The sequence below is a fragment of the Pelagibacterium nitratireducens genome (genome assembly GCF_037044555.1).
Taxonomy (GTDB): Bacteria; Pseudomonadota; Alphaproteobacteria; order Rhizobiales; family Devosiaceae; genus Pelagibacterium; species Pelagibacterium nitratireducens.
In genome coordinates this window covers 2,852,549-2,871,775 of sequence record NZ_CP146275.1, presented here as the reverse complement: position 1 = coordinate 2,871,775, position 19,227 = coordinate 2,852,549, and the positions used below count along the sequence as shown (strand labels likewise).

The following is a 19,227-nucleotide window of genomic DNA, read 5'->3' as shown; positions in this document are numbered from 1 at the left end:
AAAAGGGCCGCTTTCGCGGCCCTTTTTCGTTTTTGGCAATTGCGCCTACTTGCGGGTATCGACCGCCAGCGCGCCCGGCCCGAAGGCGATGACGTAAAGCATGCCGCCCACGATGGCGACGTTCTTGAGAAAATTGGTTATTTCCATCTGGTTGGAAAAGTCGGTGTGGAAGATCAATGCCGCAACCAGCGAGAAGGCACCCAGTGCCGCCGCCGCCCAGCGGGCCTTGAACCCGATCGCCAGCATGATGCCGCCAACGACTTCCACAAGGATGGTCGGCCAGATCAGGAGGCCCGGCACGCCGAACATTTCCATATAGCCCACATTGCCCTCGATGGCCGGGATCTTGCTCAGGCCGGCGAGAATGAAGATGAGGGCCAGAAAGATGCGGCCCACAGTCGGTAGATAGGTTTGAAGCGCGTTCATGGTCTTTGCGTCCAGTATCCGATTTGCGATGACCGGACACTGCCGCATGACCACCGTTTGAAAAATCCACCTGTCACCGACAGATTGTTCGCCAATCAATATACAGTAGCGGCGCCCCCAGCATCGATCCGGTTGCAAACCGCCCCGCTTCGTGCCAGCAAGCGCCACCACGCAACGACGAGTCCTTTCCGTGTACGATATCTGGGTCCTTGTGGCGCTGGGCGGCGTCAGCGTCATCGCCGGCTTTGTCGATGCCGTTGCCGGCGGCGGCGGCCTGATCACCATCCCTGCGCTGCTCTGGGCCGGCCTGCCGCCATTGGGCGCCATCGCCACCAACAAGGCCCAATCGATCGTCGGCACCACGATGGCCGCCTGGACCTATTGGCGCCAGGGCCACGTCTCGATCCTGTCGCTGGTCCCCGCCATCGGCGCGGCCTTCGCCGGTTCGCTTTTCGGCGCCATCGTCGTCAAGCAGGTCGATACCTCCGCTCTTGAGATCCTTGTCCCGGTCGCCGTGATCGCCGTCGCGCTCTATTTCACCTTCTCGCCCTCGATCAGGGACATCGATGGCGCCGCCCGCCTCAAATTTGCAACCTTCGTTCCCGCCTTCGCCTTCGTGATCGGCTTTTACGATGGCCTTTTCGGCCCCGGCACCGGCTCGTTCTTCATGCTGGCCTTCGTCGCCCTGTTCGGCCTCTCGGCAGCCCGCGCCTCGGCCCACACCAAGATTCTCAACGTCGTCTCCAACCTCGCTGCCTTGATCTTTTTCATCATCGCCGGAGACGTCGTCTGGCCAGTGGCGATCGTCATGGCCACAGGCCAGATCCTCGGCGGCTACCTCGGCGCCGTCACCGGCATCCGCTACGGCGCCAAAATCATCCGCCCCCTGGTGATCGTCGTCTCGATCATCCTCGCAATAAAGCTGCTCTTTTTCCCCTGAGTCCCAAACGAAAAGGGCAGCGTCCAAGCACTGCCCTTCCCGCGCACGGCGTGCAAGCCTGCTTTGCAGGCGCCGACAAAGCCATGCCAGGCAAAAGCGAACGGGAAGTTCCAAACGAAAAGGGCAGCACCGGAGCACTGCCCTTCCCGCGCACGGCGTGCAAGCCTGCCTTTGCAGGCGCCGACAAAGCCGTGCCAGGCAAAAGCGAACGGGAAGTTCCAAACGAAAAGGGCAGCGCCGAAGCACTGCCCTTCCCGTTCGAGACCCTGGAGAGGTCCCAATTCTTTTTCTTTAAGGCGTAAAGAGCGCCCGGCCATCGTTGGCCGCGCCCGCGCAGGGCCAGCATTCGGCCCAGCGCGGTTTTAGCGCGTCGGGCCGAATGTGGTACGACCCGTGAGCGAAATGGATTCCTTAGAAATCCATACCGCCCATGCCGCCCATGCCGCCACCGCCGCCGGGCATGGCGGGTGCGTCGTCCTTGGGAAGCTCGGCGATCATCGCTTCGGTGGTGACCAGAAGGCCGGCAACCGAGGCAGCGTCTTCGACAGCGGTGCGCACGACCTTGACGGGATCGATGATGCCCATCTGGATCATGTCGCCATATTCACCCGTCTGGGCGTCATAGCCGAAGGTGTCGGACGCATTGTCGAGGATCTTGCCCACAACGACCGAACCTTCACTGCCCGCATTGTTGGCGATCTGACGGATCGGTTCCTGCAGCGCGCGCTTGACGATGGCGATACCGGCCTGCTGGTCGGCATTGGCACCCTTGACGGTGAGCGCGTTCGAGGCCCGCAGCAGCGCAACGCCACCACCGGCAACGATGCCTTCTTCAACCGCAGCACGGGTTGCATTGAGCGCGTCGTCGACGCGGTCCTTGCGTTCTTTCACTTCAACTTCGGTCGAACCGCCGACCTTGATCACGGCAACGCCACCGGCCAGCTTGGCCAGACGTTCCTGAAGCTTTTCCTTGTCGTAATCGGACGAGGTTTCTTCGATCTGCGCCTTGATCTGGTTGACACGGCCTTCGATGTCGTCCTTGGAGCCCGAACCATCGACGATGGTGGTGTTTTCCTTGGTGATCTCGACGCGCTTGGCGGTGCCCAGCATGTCGGTGGTCACATTCTCGAGCTTGATGCCGAGGTCTTCGGAAATCACCTGGCCACCGGTCAGGATGGCGATGTCTTCGAGCATGGCCTTGCGGCGATCGCCGAAGCCCGGTGCCTTGACGGCAGCGACCTTGAGACCGCCACGCAGACGGTTGACCACGAGAGTGGCAAGCGCTTCGCCTTCAACGTCTTCTGCAATGATGAGCAGCGGACGGTTGGACTGAACCACGCTTTCGAGAACGGGCAGCAGAGCCTGCAGGTTCGAAAGCTTCTTTTCGTGCAGCAGGATGAGCGGATCGTCGAGCTGAGCGACCATCTTTTCGGTGTTGGTCACGAAATAGGGCGAAAGGTAACCGCGGTCGAACTGCATGCCTTCGACGACATCGAGTTCGGTTTCTGCGGTCTTGGCTTCCTCGACGGTGATGACACCCTCGTTGCCGACCTTCTGCATGGCGTTGGCGATCATGTCGCCGATGGCCTTTTCGCCATTGGCCGAAATCGTGCCGACCTGGGCGACTTCGCTGGTGTTGGAGATCTTGACGGCTTTCGAGGCCAGGTTCGAGATCACTTCGGTCACGGCCAGGTCGATGCCGCGCTTGAGATCCATCGGGTTCATGCCGGCAGCGACGGCCTTGACGCCTTCGTTGACGATCGACTGAGCCAGAACGGTCGAAGTCGTGGTGCCGTCGCCGGCGATGTCATTGGTCTTGGAGGCCACGGTGCGCAACATCTGGGCGCCCATGTTTTCGAACTTGTCTTCGAGTTCGATTTCCTTGGCAACGGTCACGCCGTCCTTGGTGATGCGCGGTGCGCCGAACGACTTTTCGATGACCACGTTGCGGCCCTTGGGACCGAGCGTCACCTTGACCGCATTGGCCAGAATGTTGACGCCGCGCAGCATCTTGTCGCGGGCTTCGGTCGAGAATTTGACTTCTTTGGCAGCCATTTAATTCTGCTCCTTGCAAAAAATGAAAAAGGGCATCCGAAGGTTTTGGGGGCGCTTCCAACCGGAAGCGCGTCCGGATTAACCTTCGATCACGCCCATGATGTCGGACTCTTTCATGATCAGCAGGTCTTCGCCGCCAACCTTGACTTCGGTGCCGCTCCACTTGCCAAACAAGACGCGGTCGCCTTCCTTGACGTCGAGCGGAACGACCTTGCCATTGTCGTCGCGGGCTCCGGCGCCGACGGAAACGATAACGCCCTCGGAGGGTTTTTCCTTGGCGGTGTCTGGAATGATGATGCCGCCAGCGGTCTTGGATTCGCTGTCGACGCGGCGGACCACAACGCGGTCATGCAGGGGACGGAAGCTCATAGTCGCTCCTTTGGAACGTGAAGTTGAGATGCAATTTCCTCCGCTATTAGCACTCTAACGTCGGGAGTGCTAGCAGCATATGGTGCAGATAGGAGAGGGGGGTGCGGGAGTCAAGAATGCCGCACGCAAAAAATTTTGCATCGCGGACAGGGGCTTGTTATGCCGTTGCGCGATTTGCATGCCAGCCGTTCATGCGGACATAAAAAGACGAGACGATGACAGAATTGGAAAATATGTCCGCACGAGATTGGATTCCGCCGACCCTGTCGGTCATCGTCCCCACCTTCAATGAACGCGACAACATTGCCCCGCTCATCGAAAAGCTCGAGGCGGCGCTGGCAGGCATCAGCTTTGAAGTCATCATCGTCGATGACAACAGCCCGGACGGCACCGCCGATCTGGCCAAGCAGATCGCAGCGCAAAAGCCCCATGTCAGATGTATTCACCGTATCGGTCGGCGCGGCCTGTCATCGGCCTGCATCGAAGGCATGGCATCCTCGGCGGCAGAATTTGTGGCCGTGATCGATGCCGACCATCAGCACGACGAAACGATTCTGACCCAGATGCTCGACCAGGCCCGCGCCGGGGCCGACATTGTCGTTGGCTCACGCTACACGGGGGAGGGCAGTTCCCAGGATGGTTTTTCCGCCAGCCGTCAGAAGGGGTCCGAACTGGCAACCCGGCTTTCGGGCATTCTCACCGGCAAGGCCCTGTCCGATCCGATGAGCGGCTTTTTCCTGCTGCGCCGGTCGCTGTTCAATGAAATCGTCCCGCGCCTGTCGCGCGAAGGCTTCAAGATCCTGCTCGACATCATCGCCACGGGCAACCGCCAACTGGGGCGCAAGCTGACGATCACCGAGGTGCCCTACACCTTCCGCCCGCGTTTTGCCGGCGAAAGCAAGATGAGCGCCCTGGTCGTCGCCCAGTTTCTCGGGCTCATCGTGTCGCAGATTTCCCGTGGCATCCTGCCCACCAGCTTTCTTCTGTTTTCGCTGGTCGGGGCGTCGGGCGTTGTGGTGCATCTTTCGGTGCTGACATTTGTCTTCGAAGTTCTCGACTTCAACTTCGCCAACAGCCAGTTGGCGGCAACGTTGGTGGCCATGACCACCAACTACCTGCTCAACAACGAATTGACCTACGCCGACAAGAAACTGACGGGCTCTCGCTTCTGGACCGGGCTGCTCAGTTTCTATCTGGTCTGCAGCTTCGGCACGCTCGCCAATGTCTCGGTGGCCAGCGTGCTGTTTGAAACCCACATGGCCAACTTCATCGTCGCCGGGGTGGCCGGGGCGGTGATGAGCGTGGTCTTCAACTACGCGGTCACCCGCATTTTTACCTGGCGGTGAACCCATGACCTTGCGTGATCGCATCGGCCCCTTCTCGCCCGCTCAGGCCACTCTGATCCTCATCGCCGTCACTCTGGTCCTGCGCATGATCGGTGGCGCGGTGGTCGGCTGGGGCACGGGAGAGGCCTATTATCTTGCCTCGGCCCGCCAGTTTCACCTGAGCTATTTCGACCAGCCGCCTGTCTCGCTCTGGACCATCTGGGCAACGCTGCAATTGACCGGATCGGACAACCTGCTGATCATCCGGCTGCCTTTCATCGTGATGTTCGCTGTCTCGACCTGGCTGGTCTTTGACATTGTCCGGCGCATCCATTCCCCGCTCGGCGGCTTTTTTGCAGCACTGATCGTCAATGCCTGCGTGCTGTTTTCACTCTCTGTCGGCTCATGGACACAGCCCGATGCCCCCATGGTCTTGTTCTGGCTCGCAACGATCCGCGTTCTGATCGAGATATTCTTCGGCAAGGGCGCCCAGCGGCCGTTTCTCTATTGGAGCCTTGCCGGGCTATTTCTCGGGCTGACATTCCTTTCGAAATATCACGCGGTCTTCCTCGTGGCCGGCACCGGCCTGTTCATTCTCGCCAATTCCACCCAGCGCCGCTGGCTCACCCATCGTGCGCCATGGCTGGCTCTGCTGATCGCTCTGGCCATCTTCTCGCCCGTCCTGGTCTGGAACGCGCAGAACGATTGGGTATCCTTCGGCTTCCAGGGGGGCAGGGCGCTGGCCGAATCCGGTTTGCGCTGGGACGGATTGATCCGCATGATCTGGGGGCAGCTCCTTTACATGGTTCCCTGGCTGGCGCTGCCCGCGCTTTATGTTGGCGTTCGTGCCCTGGGCGCGGGGGCTCGCGGACAGTTTCCCTCGGGCGCCGAACCGGGGGCGGCGGCGCTCTTTGCCTATATCGGCTGGCCGGTCGTCATCTTTTTCACAATCGTTGCGCTGTGGTCAGACACCCAGTTCCATTTCCATTGGCAGGCACCGGGCTATCTGATGCTGTTCATGCTCATGGGCGCCTGGGCAGCCGATCGGGACGGCAAGGCCGTCCGCGCCTGGCTGTTCGGCTCGGCCATCGCCACGCTGGTCATTCTTTCGCTGCTCGTGTCCCACGCCGCAACCGGATGGGCTCGCGCCGTGTTCCCGGGCGATTGGGAAGACCCGACGGCACTGCAACTGCCATGGACCGAACTGGGCGAGGCGCTCGATGAACTTGGCGCCTTCGGGCAGGGCGAACTGTTCGTCGCCGGCACCAACTGGATCGATTGCGGCTACATCGACACGCAGGTCTCGGGCCGCTTGCCATTGGCCTGTTTCGGCAGCGATCCCCGCAATCTCGAATTCAATTTCGACAGGCAGGCCCACACCGGCTGGAACGCCTATATCGTTGCCCAGACCCCCAACGCCGATCGTGTGCCCAACGTCCATTCGGACAGCTTTGAGAGCATCGAACATCTCGGAACCATATCCATTGAGCGCAATGGTGTAATAGAGTTGGGCAATATCCAGCTCTATTACGCTCAGGGGTACAGACCCCGGTAAGAAAGACCGCCGCTCGCGTTGTAAGCTGCTACGCCGCTCCCGCCCGCTCCCAGCCCAGCCGCTTGCGGTAGATCGTCGAGGGGCTGATCTCCAGCGCCGCGGCGGCGCGGGCGATGTTGCCGCCGAATGCGCCAAGCGCGTCCTCGATGATCTTTTGCTCCTGCTGCCACATGGGCAGGATATCGGGCACCGATCCATTCGAGAGCACGGCAACCTCAAAGGCATCACGCGATTCGATATCGGCCGCCAGCGCCATCTGAGCCGTCACCATGCCGCCATCGAACATCACGACGATCCGGCGCACCAGATTTTGCAGCTGGCGCACATTGCCCGGCCATTCGCGCGCCACGAACAGATTGGCGACATCGGGAGCAAATCCGGCAAAACCCTTGCCTTCTTCCTTGGAGAATGTCGCAAGAAAGCTCTGCGCCAGCGGCATGATATCGCCCGGCCTTTGCCGCAGGGGCGGCAGGTGGATGGGCAGCACATGCAGGCGATAGAACAGATCTTCGCGGAATTTCTTTTCGCTGACCAGTTGCATCGGATTGCGGTTGGTCGCGCAGATCACCCGCACATCGACCGGCCGGGACACCGATTCTCCCACCCGCGTAATTGTCCCGGTCTGCAAGAACCGCAGGAGCTTGGACTGCAGGGCGAGGTCCATTTCCCCGACTTCGTCGAGAAACAGCGTGCCGCCATCGGCCATCTCGATGGCGCCCTTGCGGTCCTCATGGGCGCCCGTATACGAGCCCTTGACCGCCCCGAACACCTCGGACTCCATCAATTCGCGCGGAATCGCGCCGGCATTGATGGCAATGAACCGTTTTTTGGCGCGCGGGCTGCGCTTGTGCAGCGCTTCGGCCGTCACTTCCTTGCCCGTCCCGCTTTCTCCGGTGATGAACACCGGGGCCGCCGAGGGCGCAATCCGTTGGATCTGGTCGTAAATCGCCTGCATCTGCGGCGTTGTCCCCACAAATCCTTCAAAGTCGGGGCGCTGTTCGGCCAGTGTGTCGCACACCATGGCCCGCGCCTTGCCGTGGCGCTGGCCCAACTCGCCCAGCCGGGAGGCCAGAACCGGCCCCGAGACCGGCAATGGCAGATAGTCATGGGCTCCCGCCCGCATGGCCGCCACCGCAAGCGAAACCGATCCGCCATCGGACAGCGCGATGATGAGCGCCCCATCGGACGCATTTGCCAGCGCACCGAACGCGGCTTCCTCATCGCCCGCAAACCCGTCCAGGCTCTCGGTTTCCGCCAAAATGACATCGAAACGTTCCGTCTTGAGGCTGCGCAGCGCCTGCGGGCCGCTCGAACAGTGGACGAGCGTGATCCCGTGGCCCCATTGGCCAAAAATGGCGGACATGGTCGCACGCGCTCTCTCGGGCGAGCGTTCGATCAGCAACAGATTCACATCTGCGTCCGACGGGGTTCCATCACGCATCAGGCGGCTACTCCTTGCCAGATGAAGGCTGAACTCGATGAGCCATTATCAATCCATTAGGGTAAACAAAGGGTTGGCACCCCCGCTTTTTAGTCGCCAGAGGGAGTGGTAAACCTTTAAATGAAAGCCGAATTTGATTCCCGCAGGGGGCATGGAGCCGGGTGCAAAATCTGGTGCTGATCTTTATCGGGGTTTGCGGCGTCGCCATTGGCGCAGCGGCCTATTTTGCCCTCGGCCTCACCCCCATTGAAGCCGGGCTGCTGGCGCTTGTCATCATGCTGGGCGGCGCCATGCTCGAGGAGCGCAATGCCCGCCGCCGCGCCTTCCGTCGCCTCGAACAGGGCGTTGAGGAAATGGGGCGCCTTCTCGCCACCGACGCCAAGGCCGGCCAGGTTCTCAGCCAGCGCGTCAACGCCCTTGTCGATCTCGAGCTCGGCTCGCGCCTCGACGTGATCGAAGCCGACATGAGCGTTCTGGGCACCGTGGTCCGTCAGGTGGCCGAAGCGGTATCCGATCTCGAAACCGCTCAGGCCGCCTCCGCACCGGCCCTCAAAGACGACCGTGCTACAGGCTCGGGCCCCGAACCCCGCCGCGTGCCCACCATTGCCCTCGATGACGTCAAGCGCGCCCTCGACGAGGGCCGCCTGATCCACCACGCCCGCCCCATCCTCACGCTCCCCCAGCGCAAAATTCACGCTTTCGACATGGTGCCGCGCCTGCAGATCGATGGCCGCCAGCTTGTCGATCCGCCCCAATACATGCCCGTCCCCACCGGCGAGGGCACCGTGGTTCTCCGCCGCATCGACCGGCTCTGCGCCGAGGAGGCCATCCGCATCGTCCGCCGGGCGCGTTTGAGCGGCGATCCGGTCCGCCTGCTCGTCGATGTTTCCCCCGCAAGCCTGGGCGACAAGCCGGCGCTCGATCAGACCTTGAGCCTTCTTGCCGCCAACCGCGCCGTCAATTCCGATATCGTCTTTGCCCTCGATTACGAGGAATGGACCGGCCTGTCGCGGCCCCAGTCGGATGGTCTGGCAACCCTCGTGCAGCAGGGGGTGTTCGTCGCCCTGCGCAATGCGACGACGCTGCGCCTCGATTTTGGCGGCCTTGCCGAAAAAGGGGTGCGCTACATCGAAACCAGCGCCCACACCTTCCTCAAGACACCCGCCGCGCTCACCGATTTCCATTCATCCGACATCAATGACTATATAAAGCGCTTCGGCATCAATCTCGTCGTCACCGACCTTGAGAGCGAGAGCGAGATCCTTGCCCTGCTCGATGATGGCATAAAGCTTGCGCAAGGCCCCGTGATGGGCGAAACCGGACCCCTGCGGCCCGATCTGCGCGACGATGGCGATGACGATCTGCGCCAGGCTGCGGCGCGATAACACAGCGCTTCCAGGATAAGTGGGCACCACTTATCCGGTTCGGAAGCGCGACCGAACACCCGAGCGCTTCCAGGATAAGTGGGCACCACTTATTCGGTTCGGAAGCGCGACCGAACAAAAGACTTGAGCCAAGGAAACCCATGCCCGCTCTCACCGGCCCCACTCCCGGTCTTTCCAGCCTCGCCACACGCTATGGCGCTGTGCTGTCCGACGTCTGGGGCGTGCTGCACAATGGCGTCACCCCGCACTGGGGTGCCGTCGAGGCGCTCAGCCAATTCCGCGCCGGCGGTGGCCGCGTCGTGCTCATCACCAATGCGCCCCGGCCCGGCGCCTCGATCATCGCCCAGCTCGACGCCATGAATATCCCGCGCGATGCCTATGACGCGCTCGTCTCTTCTGGCGATGCCACCCGCACATTGCTGGAGAACTGGCGCGGCCGCACCGTCGCCCGGGTCGGCCCGGCCGTCGATGATGTCTTGTTCGAAGGCCTCGATCTCACCTTCGGCTCCGATGAGGAAGCGACCGCCGTCGCCGTCACCGATCTCGATACCGATGACGACACCCCCGCCGATTATGCGGACCGCATGGCCATCTGGAAGGCCCGCAATCTGCCCCTGATCTGCGCCAACCCCGACAAGGTGGTCGAGGAGGGGGATCGTATAGTTTACTGCGGCGGCGCGCTGGCCGATGCCTATGAGGACATCGGCGGCCGGGTGATGATGGCCGGCAAGCCCTATAACCCCATCTATGAGCAGACCAAGGCTTTGGCCGACGAGGCCGCCGGTCAGCGCTTCGAGAAAAGCCAGATTCTGGCCATCGGCGATTCCGTGCGCACCGACGCGATGGGCGCCGCCCAGTTCGGCATCGACCTTCTGTTCATCACCGGCTCGATCCACGCCGCCGAACTCGATGCCTTCAACGATCCTCCGGCCCGAAGGGTCGCCGATTTCGTCTCGGTCTCCCGCGCCAACATGGTCGGCTTCATGCCCCGGCTGGTCTGGTAGCGCCCGGAGGGCTTCCAGGAAGAAGCCTGTCCTCGACTCGATCGGGGATGGGTTCCACTTTTCCGGTTCGGAAGCGCGACAACATAAGGTCTAGAGCATGGCGCGATTCCAAGAAGAGCGGCAGGCCCTGGATATAGACGCGTGCGGCTTTATCAAGGATAGACTGCCCGTCGCTCCGGTGCCGGGGCTTCCCGATATCCGGCTTCACCTTGCCGTCCCCCAGAGCGGGGTCTGGACGCTGGCGCGCGACGGCGTGCCGCCCTATTGGGCGTGGTTTTGGCCCGGTGGGCTGGTTTTGGCCCGCCACATCATGGCCAATCCCGATATCGTCGCGGGCCGTACCGTCCTCGATCTGGGCACAGGCTCGGGCCTTGTCGCCATCGCGGCAGCCCTGAGCGGGGCCGACAGGATCGTGGCCTGCGATACCGATGCAAATGCCATCGCCGCCGTTGCGCTCAACGCCGCCCTCAATTCGGTAACGGTCCAGACCCAACACGCCGATCTCCTCGATGGCCCCGTACCCGAGGCCGAAATCGTCCTGGTCGGCGATCTTTTCTACGAAAGCACGCTGGCCGGACGCGTCGTGGCCTTTCTCGACCGCTGCCTTGCCGCACATTGCCGGATCTATGTCGGAGACATCGGCCGCGAGCATCTGCCGCGCGATCGCATGCAGGCCCTCGGCTCCTATCCGCTGGTCGATTTTGGCGAACCCGCGACGGCAGAACCGCGCCCCGCGCAGGTCTGGCGCTATATTGGCGCAAGGACCTGATCCTGCGCTCTTGCAATCGCACCCACAAAGAGGCAGTTTCCGCCCGACTTTGCGTGGCCTCACCCAACTCTTCCGTCAAAAAAGCGCGACGAAACGATCCAGACCAATATGACCGCAGGCAAAAATTTCGCCCGACTCGATGGCCTTTCCGCCGTCCCATCCGCCCTTAAGGGTGGTGTGGTGGCCATTGGCAATTTCGATGGTTGCCATCGCGGCCATCAGCAGGTCTTCGCCGCCGCCCGTGCCATGGCGGAAAAAAAGGGCGTGCCGGCGCTGGTCCTGACCTTCGAGCCGCACCCGCGCGACGTCTTCGCGCCGCAGCCCTTTCTGTATCGGCTGACCCATGCCGATCAAAAAGCCGCGCTCATCGAGGCGCTGGGCTTTGATGCCGTTGCCTTCATGGAATTTTCCCGCGATCTGGCATCCGTCGAGGCAAGCGATTTCGTCGCACGCTACCTGCTCGAAGCGCTCGAGGTCTCCGGGGTTGTCGTTGGCGCCGATTTCCATTTCGGCAAGGGCAGGGCGGGTACGCCCGATTTCCTTGTCGCGCAGGGCGAAGAGCACGGCTTTTCGGTCGAGATCTGCGCCATGCTCGATGATGGCACCGAGCCCGTATCGTCCTCGCGCGTCCGCGATGCGCTTGCCGGCGGCGATGTCGAAACCGCCAACAATCTTCTGGGCTATCACCATTTCTTTTCCGGAACGGTCATCGAAGGCGACAAGCGCGGCCGTGAACTGGGCTACCCGACCGCCAACATGGCCGTGCCCCAGACCTTCGGTCTGGCGCAGGGCGTCTATGCCGTCAAAATACGGCTCGATGGCGAAATGTTCGATGGCGTCGCCGCCTATGGCAAACCGATGTTTGACAACGCCCGGCCGCCGTTTGAGACCTTCATTTTCGATTTCGACCGCACCATCTATGGCAAGACCCTCGACATCGCCTTGCTCGGCTTCATCCGGGGCCAGATGACGTTTGATGGTCTCGCCCCGCTTATAGAACGGATGGACAAGGACACGGCGACGGCGCGAATTATCACCGCCCAGGCACGCCCGCTCTCCGAGCTGGACGCCGCCCTGGGCTTTGTCGATGGGTCTTTCGGCTAAATCTCGTTGGTTGCAGCACTCTCACTTGTCATCCTGGCCCCGAGCCGGGATCCAGTACACTCAGAGGCCGTGATCGCCCCGCACCTTGCCGCGCCGCCAAACCCATTGGCAATCCTCCGCCACCGCTGTTAAAAGCGGTCCCGATCTCATGACTGAAGATTTCCGCGAGTTCTTATGACCGACACGCAACAAGGCGCGACAACCGAACGCGACTATTCAAACACCCTGTTCCTGCCCCGGACCGATTTCCCCATGCGGGCCGGCCTTCCCCAGCGTGAGCCCGAATGGCTCAAGCGCTGGGAGGATATGGACCTCTATAAGATGCTGCGCGAGCAGAGCCGTGATCGTGAAAAATTCACGCTCCACGATGGCCCTCCCTACGCCAACGGCAACATCCATATCGGCCACGCGCTCAACAAGACATTGAAGGATCTTGTGTCCCGCTCCATGCAGATGCTGGGCTATAATTCCGCCTATGTGCCGGGCTGGGACTGCCACGGCCTGCCCATCGAATGGAAGATCGAGGAACAATACCGCGCCAAGGGCCTCAACAAGGACGAAGTGCCGGTCAACGAGTTCCGCGCCGAATGCCGCACCTTTGCCGAGCACTGGGTCGACGTCCAGCGCGAAGAATTCAAGCGCCTCGGCATCAATGGCGATTGGGCCAACCCCTATCTCACCATGAGCTTCGACGCCGAAGCCACCATCGCGTCCGAACTGATGAAAGTCGCCGCCTCCGGCCAGCTTTATCGCGGCTCCAAGCCCGTGATGTGGTCGGTCGTCGAACGCACAGCGCTCGCCGAAGCCGAGATCGAATACCAGGATTATGAGAGCGACGCGATCTGGGTGAAATTTCCGGTGGCTACTGGAATGACTTACGATGCAGGCCTTAATTTGGTCGGTGCATCCGTCGTCATCTGGACCACCACCCCGTGGACGATCCCCGGCAATCGCGCCGTCTCCTATTCCTCGCGCATCGCCTACGGCCTTTATGAAGTGGAGTCCGCCGAGAACGATTTTGGCCCCCAGCCCGGCGAAAAGCTGATCTTTGCCGACAACCTCGCCGAAGAAAGCGCGACAAAGGCAAAACTCACCTTCAAACGCCTGGCCGACGTCACCGCGGATGAGCTTGGCGCCACGACCCTGCACCATCCGTTGCGCGGTTTCGGTGGCGGCTACGATTTCCTCGTGCCCATGCTCGACGGCGACCACGTCACCGACGATGCCGGCACCGGCTTTGTCCACACCGCCCCCGGCCACGGTGCTGACGACTTTGAAATCTGGATGGCCGAGGGCCGCGCCATCGCCGCAAAGGGCATCGACACGACGATCCCCTTCACCGTCGACGACGCCGGTTTTTACACCAAGGACGCCTCCGGCTTCGGCCCCGACGCCGAAGGCGGTCCCGCACGCGTCATTGACGACAAGGGCAAGAAGGGCGACGCCAATCAGCGCGTCATCACCGCCCTCATCGCCGCAAACAATCTCTTCGCGCGCGGTCGGCTCAAGCACCAGTACCCCCATTCATGGCGCTCGAAAAAACCCATCATCTTCCGCAACACCCCCCAATGGTTCGTCTATATGGACAAGGACCTTGGCAAGGGAGCGGACGACACCCTACGCACCCGCGCCCTTTCTGCCATCGACGCCACAAAGTTCGTTCCCGCCGCCGGCCAGAACCGCCTGCGCTCGATGATCGCCGATCGCCCCGATTGGGTGCTTTCGCGCCAGCGCGCCTGGGGTGTGCCGATCACCGTTTTCGTCAATTCTGACACCGGCGAAATCCTCAAAAACGATGCCGTCAACGCCCGCATCATTGCCGCCTTCAACGCCGAGGGCGCCGACGCCTGGTTTGCCGAAGACGCCAAACAGCGCTTCCTCGGCAATGATGTCGCAGACCTGGAAAACTGGACCAAGGTCACCGACATTCTCGACGTCTGGTTTGACTCGGGCTCGACCCATGCCTTCGTTCTGCGCAACAGGGAAAAATGGCCGGACCTGAAATTCCCCGCCTCCATGTATCTCGAAGGCTCCGACCAGCATCGCGGCTGGTTCCATTCCTCGCTGCTCGAAAGCTGCGCCACCAACGGCTTTGCCCCCTATGAATCTGTCCTGACCCATGGCTTCACCATGGACAGCAAGGGCTTCAAGATGAGCAAGTCCGTGGGCAACACCATTGCTCCCCAGGACATCATCAAGAAGTTCGGCGCCGACATCCTGCGCCTTTGGGCCGCGACCATCGATTACGCCGAAGATCACCGCATTGGCGATGAGATCCTCGCCAACACCGTCGAGATGTATCGCAAGATGCGCAATTCCTTCCGCTGGCTTCTGGGCAACCTTGCCCATTACAAGCCCGAGGAAGCGGTGGCCTATGCCGACATGCCCGAGCTCGAAAAACTCATCCTGCACCGCCTCGCTGTGCTCGATGGCGAGGTCCGCGCCGGCTACAAGGCCTATGACTACAAGCGCGTGGTCAACACCATCGCCAATTTCATGAACCTCGAACTCTCGGCGTTCTATTTCGACATCCGCAAGGACGCGCTCTATTGCGATCCGATCTCATCGGAAAAGCGCAAGGCAGCCCTGACCGTCCTCGACCAGCTCTATTCATGCCTCACCGCATGGCTGGCCCCGGTGCTGGTCTTTACCATGGAAGAAGTCTGGCTCGAGCGGAACCCGGGCGACGCCTCCTCGGTCCACGCCCGCACCTTCCCCGAAGTGCCCTCCGAATGGCGCGACGACGCGCTGGCGGCAAAATGGGCAAAGATCCGTGCCGTGCGTCGGGTGGTGACTGGAGCGCTCGAAATCGAGCGCAAGAACAAGGTGATCGGCTCCTCGCTCGAGGCCGCGCCCATCGTTGCCATCACCGATCCCGAACTTGCCAAAGCGGTTGAAACTCACGATCTCGCCGAATTGTGCATTGTGTCGGCAATTTCCACTCAACTCCATGCATTTTCGAGCCAACAATTCTTTAGTTTGGACGAGGTGCCGGGGGTCCAGGTGGCCTTCGCGAGAGCAGAGGGAACCCGTTGCGCCCGCTCATGGAAGGTCTCGCCGGAGGTCGGTTCGGACCCCGAATACCCCGATCTGACCCCCCGCGACGCCCAGGCCATGCGCGAGCGGGCGGCCGCAGGGTTAAGCGTATGAATTTCTTGATGAAACCATCGGTCCTGTGGAGCTTTTTCCTCGGCCTGGACGTCCTGATTTTCGACCGCTTGCACAAGTATTTTCAGGTCGATATGGCCGGCTGGACAGGCGGCGAAGTCATTGAAGTGGCGCCATTTTTCGACTACACGCTCGTCTGGAACACCGGCATTTCCTACGGTCTCATGGGCGGCATGACCCCGGAAATGTTGTTGCTTATCATGGGGTTGGCCATGGTCGCGCTGGCCTGGTGGTGGGTAAAGGAAGACTCTCTTCTCACCCGCATCGGCATCGCCCTCGCCATCGGCGGCGCCCTCTCCAACGCCATTGACCGCGTGGTTTACGGCGCGGTCGCCGATTTTTTCTCGCTGAGCTTTTTCCCCTATGTTTTCAACATCGCGGACATGGCCATTACCACAGGCGTCATCGCTCTCATCATCGACGTCCTCCGCCCCCGGCCCGAACCGGAATCGAAATCGTAAATCGGCCAAATTCTGGCCTTACGCCCGCCAATGGGCTATAACCCCACGAAAATAAGGGATCATCAGGGTGGTCGAGGCGTCTATGGGTACGGTTGTAACGAGTAGGAACAGGACTAAGCGCCTGTTGCGTCTGACATTTCTCGCTGTTGCAGCAGCCTCGGCGCTCGCGGCCTGCACCACCGTCGAGGGCACCAATGCGCTCACCGATCCGCTGACGTTTGAGCGCGAAGTGATGCGCTCGACGCTGCAGGGCGTGGGTATCGTGCCGCGTGAGGAAAAACCGATGGTTTCGGGTGAGCGCAGCCCGCTTGTGCTCCCGGCCTCGGGCGCAACGCCACCGCCCCCCAGCCAGTCGACAGCAGTCATTCCCGAGGATTCGGGCGCCGTGACCATCGACACCACCGGCCTGACCACCGCCGATCTTGAGGCGCTGCGGACTGGACGCGTGCTGTCATCGGGCGCCACCTCGGGCCGACCGCTGACCGAACCCGAAGCCCGCCAGCTCGCTGCGCGCATGGCGGCCTATCGCAATGCCCAGGGCTTGACCGAGCGCAACATCTATCTGCCGCCCGAACAGTATTTCCAGACAGTGGCGGGCCAGCAACTTATATGCGAGGCGGCCAATGGTGACCTTGTCACCCTGTCCGATCCCCGCTGTCCGCCCGATGTGCGCGCCGCAGCCTCACGCTGATTTCGCGCGCAGTACCAAAAAATGCTCAAGGCGGGGCCATTGGCCTCGCTTTGTCTTTATAGCTCCAGATCGAAAGAAGACGCTCCAATGAGCGATAAAGCCCCACCCCCCTCCGGCGAGCGCCTCGCCAAGGTCATCGCCCGCGCAGGAGTCTGTTCGCGCCGCGATGCCGAAGCCTGGATCACCGCCGGCCGCATCGCGGTCAACGGCAGCCCGGTCAAGACCCCCGCCTTCAATGTCGTCGAAAGCGATACGATCGCCGTCGATGGAAAGCCTTTGGCTCGCAAGCAGGCAACTCAGCTTTGGCTGTACCACAAGCCCGCCGGCCTCATGGTCACCGAAAAGGATCCCGAGGGCCGCGCGACGGTCTTTTCCGAGTTCGAAAAGCTCGGCCTGCCGCGCGTGCTGACCGTCGGACGGCTCGATTATAACACCGAGGGCCTATTGCTACTGACCAATGACGGCGGCCTCAAGCGCACGCTCGAATTGCCAGCAACCGGCTGGGTGCGACGTTACCGCGTTCGTGCCTTCGGCTCCGTGACTCAGGAACAGCTCGACACCCTTGCAAACGGCACGACAGTCGAAGGCGTCGACTACGGACCCATCGAAGCAGCGCTCGACAGCACCAGTGGATCCAATGTCTGGATCACGATGAGCCTGCGCGAGGGCAAGAACCGTGAGGTTCGCAACGTCCTCGGCGCCCTCGGGCTTGAGGTCAACCGGCTGATCCGCCTCTCCTATGGCCCGTTCCAGCTTGGTGATCTGCCGACCGGCTCGGTCGAAAAGGTCAAGACGCGCATTCTCCAGGATCAGCTGGGCAAGCGGCTGGCCGAAAGTGCGGGAGCCGATTTTGACTCGCCCATAGCCGAGGAGCCCAATCAGCCGCGCCGCCGCTCCCCCCAGCGCGAAAGCCAGCCCACCGAGCGCGACCGCTTCGGCGGCCTGCGTAAGCGTCCCGATTTCAAGCGCCCAGAGCGGCGCGAGGAAGCGCCCCGCACCGTACACTTTGACGACGGTCGTCCCTCCCAGAGCTTTGTTCCGTCCGGCGGAGACCGCAAGGGCAAGCGCAACGAGGGTGGCTTCGGCGACAGGCCCCGACGCGATGACGCTGGTACAAAGCGATTCGACAGGGGAGAAAAATCCTTTGGTGATCGTCCTCAGCGTCCCGGCGGCAAGTCGTTCGCCAAAGGCCCCCGCGATGCCGGAAGTGGCGGTGACCGCCCTTTCCGCAAGGATGCCGATCGCCCGCCGCGCCGGGAATCGGCCGGAGGCGACCGCCCGTTTAACAAGGGACCCCGGAAGGAAGGTGGCGGAGAGCGCCCCTTCTCAAACGGTCCGCGTCGCGAGGGAGCGGGTGGTGATCGCCCGTTTTCCAAAGGGCCACGCCGCGAAGGCGCAGGCGGCGACCGTCCGTTTTCCAAAGGGCCACGTCGGGAGGGCACTGGCGCAGACCGGCCCTTTTCCAAAGGACCCCGGCGCGAAGGCGCAGGTTCCGATCGTCCGGTCTCCAAAGGCCCCGGTGGTCAGACCCGGCCCGGTGGGAAGTCTTTCGCCAAGGGTCCGCGCCGCGAAGCTGGAGCCGACAGGCCGTCCGGCCCACGCCCTCCGCGCCCGGGTGCCAGGCCATCGACAGGCAACCGGCCTGATCGCCCCCGCCGGCCGCGCCCGGACGAGGACAAATAGCTAGATGCGAATCGTCGCCGGAAAATTCCGCGGCAAGCAGCTCGAAGCTCCGAAGTCGGACGATATTCGTCCCACTTCGGACCGCGTGCGCGAAGCCGTGTTCTCGATACTCGGAAGCCGCATCGGCCCTCAACTTGAGGGGCTCTATGTCCTCGACCTTTTCGCCGGCACGGGAGCGCTGGGCTTTGAAGCGCTGTCGCGCGGCGCTGCGCACTGCGTCTTCATCGATACTGGCATTGAGGCCCGCGGCTTGATTCGGGGACACATTGAGCATTTTGGCGTTGGCGGCCAGACAAAGCTCCTCAAACGCGACGCCACCGATCTTGGCCCGGCCGAACGGATCAGGCCTTCCGACCTTGTGTTCCTTGACCCGCCATACGGCAGGGGACTTGGCGAAAGAGCGCTCGTAAGCGCGCTTTCCGGCGGCTGGATAGCACCTGAGGCCCTTGTCGTACTCGAGGAGCGCAAGGACATCGCCATTGAGGCTCCCTCCGGTACGCAAATCATCGACCGCCGAGAATATGCCGAGACGGCCGTCACCTTTCTTGATGTCGCCTGACGCCGGCAGATGGGGAAGAGGGCGGGGGAAGTGTTCATTGCCACACACCAGCCACAAATTTGCCGCCCCCGGCCTTTTTTCAGGAACCGCTGACACGCGACGCGGGTTGGGTCTGCATCACGCAATCTGGAGGCAAACAAAATGGCACTCGTCATCCTAACCATTATTGGCGCTTTGGTCACGGTGGCCGCGGCCACTGCTGGACTGCTGATCTCCGCGCAGGCCGAGGTCGACGCCCGGTCCCAAAGCACCAATAGCCGCTCGGTCTGAGTGGCGTTGAGGTCGGAGGGGA

Annotated in this window: 18 protein-coding genes; 14 read left to right on the top strand and 4 right to left on the bottom strand. The window is 62.0% G+C overall.

Annotation, left to right across the window (positions count from 1 at the left end; all coding sequences use genetic code 11):
• Positions 1–45: 45 nt before the first annotated feature.
• Positions 46–426 (bottom strand): DoxX family protein, encoded by a 381-nt coding sequence (locus V6617_RS14190; RefSeq protein WP_338607613.1) that lies wholly within the window; start codon positions 424–426, stop codon positions 46–48.
• Between the two features lie 190 nt (positions 427–616).
• Here V6617_RS14190 and V6617_RS14185 point away from each other — a divergent pair, with 190 nt between their 5' ends.
• Both V6617_RS14185 and V6617_RS14180 read left to right on the top strand, forming a co-directional pair.
• On the top strand, positions 617–1,366 hold the full coding sequence (locus V6617_RS14185; protein WP_338607612.1) for a TSUP family transporter: 750 nt from the start codon (positions 617–619) through the stop codon (positions 1,364–1,366).
• 83 nt (positions 1,367–1,449) lie between these two features.
• Positions 1,450–1,668, top strand: coding sequence for a hypothetical protein (locus tag V6617_RS14180; protein WP_338607611.1), 219 nt, complete (start codon positions 1,450–1,452; stop codon positions 1,666–1,668).
• Positions 1,669–1,777: 109 nt separating this feature from the next.
• Here V6617_RS14180 and groL read toward each other — a convergent pair whose 3' ends face one another.
• On the bottom strand, positions 1,778–3,421 hold the full coding sequence (gene groL / locus V6617_RS14175; protein WP_338607610.1) for a chaperonin GroEL: 1,644 nt from the start codon (positions 3,419–3,421) through the stop codon (positions 1,778–1,780).
• 78 nt (positions 3,422–3,499) lie between these two features.
• Positions 3,500–3,790, bottom strand: coding sequence for a co-chaperone GroES (groES, locus tag V6617_RS14170; protein WP_338607609.1), 291 nt, complete (start codon positions 3,788–3,790; stop codon positions 3,500–3,502).
• A 233-nt stretch (positions 3,791–4,023) separates the two neighbouring features.
• Between groES and V6617_RS14165 the strand changes: the two genes are divergently transcribed.
• A complete protein-coding gene (locus V6617_RS14165) occupies positions 4,024–5,136 on the top strand; it encodes a glycosyltransferase family 2 protein (RefSeq protein ID WP_338607608.1) in 1,113 nt (370 codons plus the stop codon).
• Between the two features lie 4 nt (positions 5,137–5,140).
• Entirely contained in the window at positions 5,141–6,670 is a 1,530-nt protein-coding gene (locus V6617_RS14160; protein WP_338607607.1) for a glycosyltransferase family 39 protein, read from the top strand.
• 28 nt (positions 6,671–6,698) lie between these two features.
• On the opposite strand, the gene V6617_RS14155 is transcribed toward V6617_RS14160, so the two are convergent.
• Positions 6,699–8,111, bottom strand: coding sequence for a sigma-54 dependent transcriptional regulator (locus tag V6617_RS14155; RefSeq protein WP_338607606.1), 1,413 nt, complete (start codon positions 8,109–8,111; stop codon positions 6,699–6,701).
• A 161-nt stretch (positions 8,112–8,272) separates the two neighbouring features.
• Between V6617_RS14155 and V6617_RS14150 the strand changes: the two genes are divergently transcribed.
• From V6617_RS14150 to V6617_RS14105, 10 genes are all read left to right on the top strand, one after another.
• Positions 8,273–9,496 carry an EAL domain-containing protein gene (locus V6617_RS14150; RefSeq protein WP_338607605.1) on the top strand — a complete coding sequence of 408 codons (1,224 nt, stop codon included), beginning with the start codon at positions 8,273–8,275 and terminating at the stop codon, positions 9,494–9,496.
• A 140-nt stretch (positions 9,497–9,636) separates the two neighbouring features.
• Entirely contained in the window at positions 9,637–10,500 is an 864-nt protein-coding gene (locus V6617_RS14145) for a TIGR01459 family HAD-type hydrolase (RefSeq protein WP_338607604.1), read from the top strand.
• Between the two features lie 97 nt (positions 10,501–10,597).
• Complete coding sequence (locus V6617_RS14140) at positions 10,598–11,269, top strand: class I SAM-dependent methyltransferase (protein WP_338607603.1); 672 nt, start codon at positions 10,598–10,600, stop codon at positions 11,267–11,269.
• Positions 11,270–11,377: 108 nt separating this feature from the next.
• On the top strand, positions 11,378–12,373 hold the full coding sequence (locus V6617_RS14135) for a bifunctional riboflavin kinase/FAD synthetase (protein WP_338607602.1): 996 nt from the start codon (positions 11,378–11,380) through the stop codon (positions 12,371–12,373).
• 174 nt (positions 12,374–12,547) lie between these two features.
• On the top strand, positions 12,548–15,523 hold the full coding sequence (gene ileS / locus V6617_RS14130) for an isoleucine--tRNA ligase (RefSeq protein ID WP_338607601.1): 2,976 nt from the start codon (positions 12,548–12,550) through the stop codon (positions 15,521–15,523).
• An 8-nt stretch (positions 15,524–15,531) separates the two neighbouring features.
• Complete coding sequence (gene lspA, locus V6617_RS14125; protein ID WP_338607600.1) at positions 15,532–16,002, top strand: signal peptidase II; 471 nt, start codon at positions 15,532–15,534, stop codon at positions 16,000–16,002.
• 124 nt (positions 16,003–16,126) lie between these two features.
• Positions 16,127–16,693 (top strand): hypothetical protein, encoded by a 567-nt coding sequence (locus tag V6617_RS14120; protein ID WP_338607599.1) that lies wholly within the window; start codon positions 16,127–16,129, stop codon positions 16,691–16,693.
• Between the two features lie 87 nt (positions 16,694–16,780).
• Positions 16,781–18,376 (top strand): pseudouridine synthase, encoded by a 1,596-nt coding sequence (locus tag V6617_RS14115; protein ID WP_338607598.1) that lies wholly within the window; start codon positions 16,781–16,783, stop codon positions 18,374–18,376.
• A gap of 4 nt (positions 18,377–18,380) precedes the next feature.
• On the top strand, positions 18,381–18,935 hold the full coding sequence (gene rsmD, locus V6617_RS14110; protein WP_338607597.1) for a 16S rRNA (guanine(966)-N(2))-methyltransferase RsmD: 555 nt from the start codon (positions 18,381–18,383) through the stop codon (positions 18,933–18,935).
• Between the two features lie 141 nt (positions 18,936–19,076).
• Positions 19,077–19,205, top strand: coding sequence for a hypothetical protein (locus V6617_RS14105; RefSeq protein WP_338607596.1), 129 nt, complete (start codon positions 19,077–19,079; stop codon positions 19,203–19,205).
• The last annotated feature ends 22 nt before the right edge of the window (positions 19,206–19,227 follow it).

Excerpts from the sequence above, each read along its gene's own strand:
- V6617_RS14190 (WP_338607613.1), bottom strand. The coding sequence starts at position 426 with ATGAACGCGCTTCAAACCTATCTACCGACTGTGGGCCGCATCTTTCTG.
- V6617_RS14180 (WP_338607611.1), top strand. The coding sequence starts at position 1,450 with ATGCCAGGCAAAAGCGAACGGGAAGTTCCAAACGAAAAGGGCAGCACC.
- groL (WP_338607610.1), bottom strand. The coding sequence starts at position 3,421 with ATGGCTGCCAAAGAAGTCAAATTCTCGACCGAAGCCCGCGACAAGATG.
- groES (WP_338607609.1), bottom strand. The coding sequence starts at position 3,790 with ATGAGCTTCCGTCCCCTGCATGACCGCGTTGTGGTCCGCCGCGTCGAC.
- V6617_RS14165 (WP_338607608.1), top strand. The coding sequence starts at position 4,024 with ATGTCCGCACGAGATTGGATTCCGCCGACCCTGTCGGTCATCGTCCCC.
- V6617_RS14160 (WP_338607607.1), top strand. The coding sequence starts at position 5,141 with ATGACCTTGCGTGATCGCATCGGCCCCTTCTCGCCCGCTCAGGCCACT.
- V6617_RS14155 (WP_338607606.1), bottom strand. The coding sequence starts at position 8,111 with ATGCGTGATGGAACCCCGTCGGACGCAGATGTGAATCTGTTGCTGATC.
- V6617_RS14145 (WP_338607604.1), top strand. The coding sequence starts at position 9,637 with ATGCCCGCTCTCACCGGCCCCACTCCCGGTCTTTCCAGCCTCGCCACA.
- V6617_RS14140 (WP_338607603.1), top strand. The coding sequence starts at position 10,598 with ATGGCGCGATTCCAAGAAGAGCGGCAGGCCCTGGATATAGACGCGTGC.
- V6617_RS14135 (WP_338607602.1), top strand. The coding sequence starts at position 11,378 with ATGACCGCAGGCAAAAATTTCGCCCGACTCGATGGCCTTTCCGCCGTC.
- ileS (WP_338607601.1), top strand. The coding sequence starts at position 12,548 with ATGACCGACACGCAACAAGGCGCGACAACCGAACGCGACTATTCAAAC.
- lspA (WP_338607600.1), top strand. The coding sequence starts at position 15,532 with ATGAAACCATCGGTCCTGTGGAGCTTTTTCCTCGGCCTGGACGTCCTG.
- V6617_RS14115 (WP_338607598.1), top strand. The coding sequence starts at position 16,781 with ATGAGCGATAAAGCCCCACCCCCCTCCGGCGAGCGCCTCGCCAAGGTC.
- rsmD (WP_338607597.1), top strand. The coding sequence starts at position 18,381 with ATGCGAATCGTCGCCGGAAAATTCCGCGGCAAGCAGCTCGAAGCTCCG.
- V6617_RS14105 (WP_338607596.1), top strand. The coding sequence starts at position 19,077 with ATGGCACTCGTCATCCTAACCATTATTGGCGCTTTGGTCACGGTGGCC.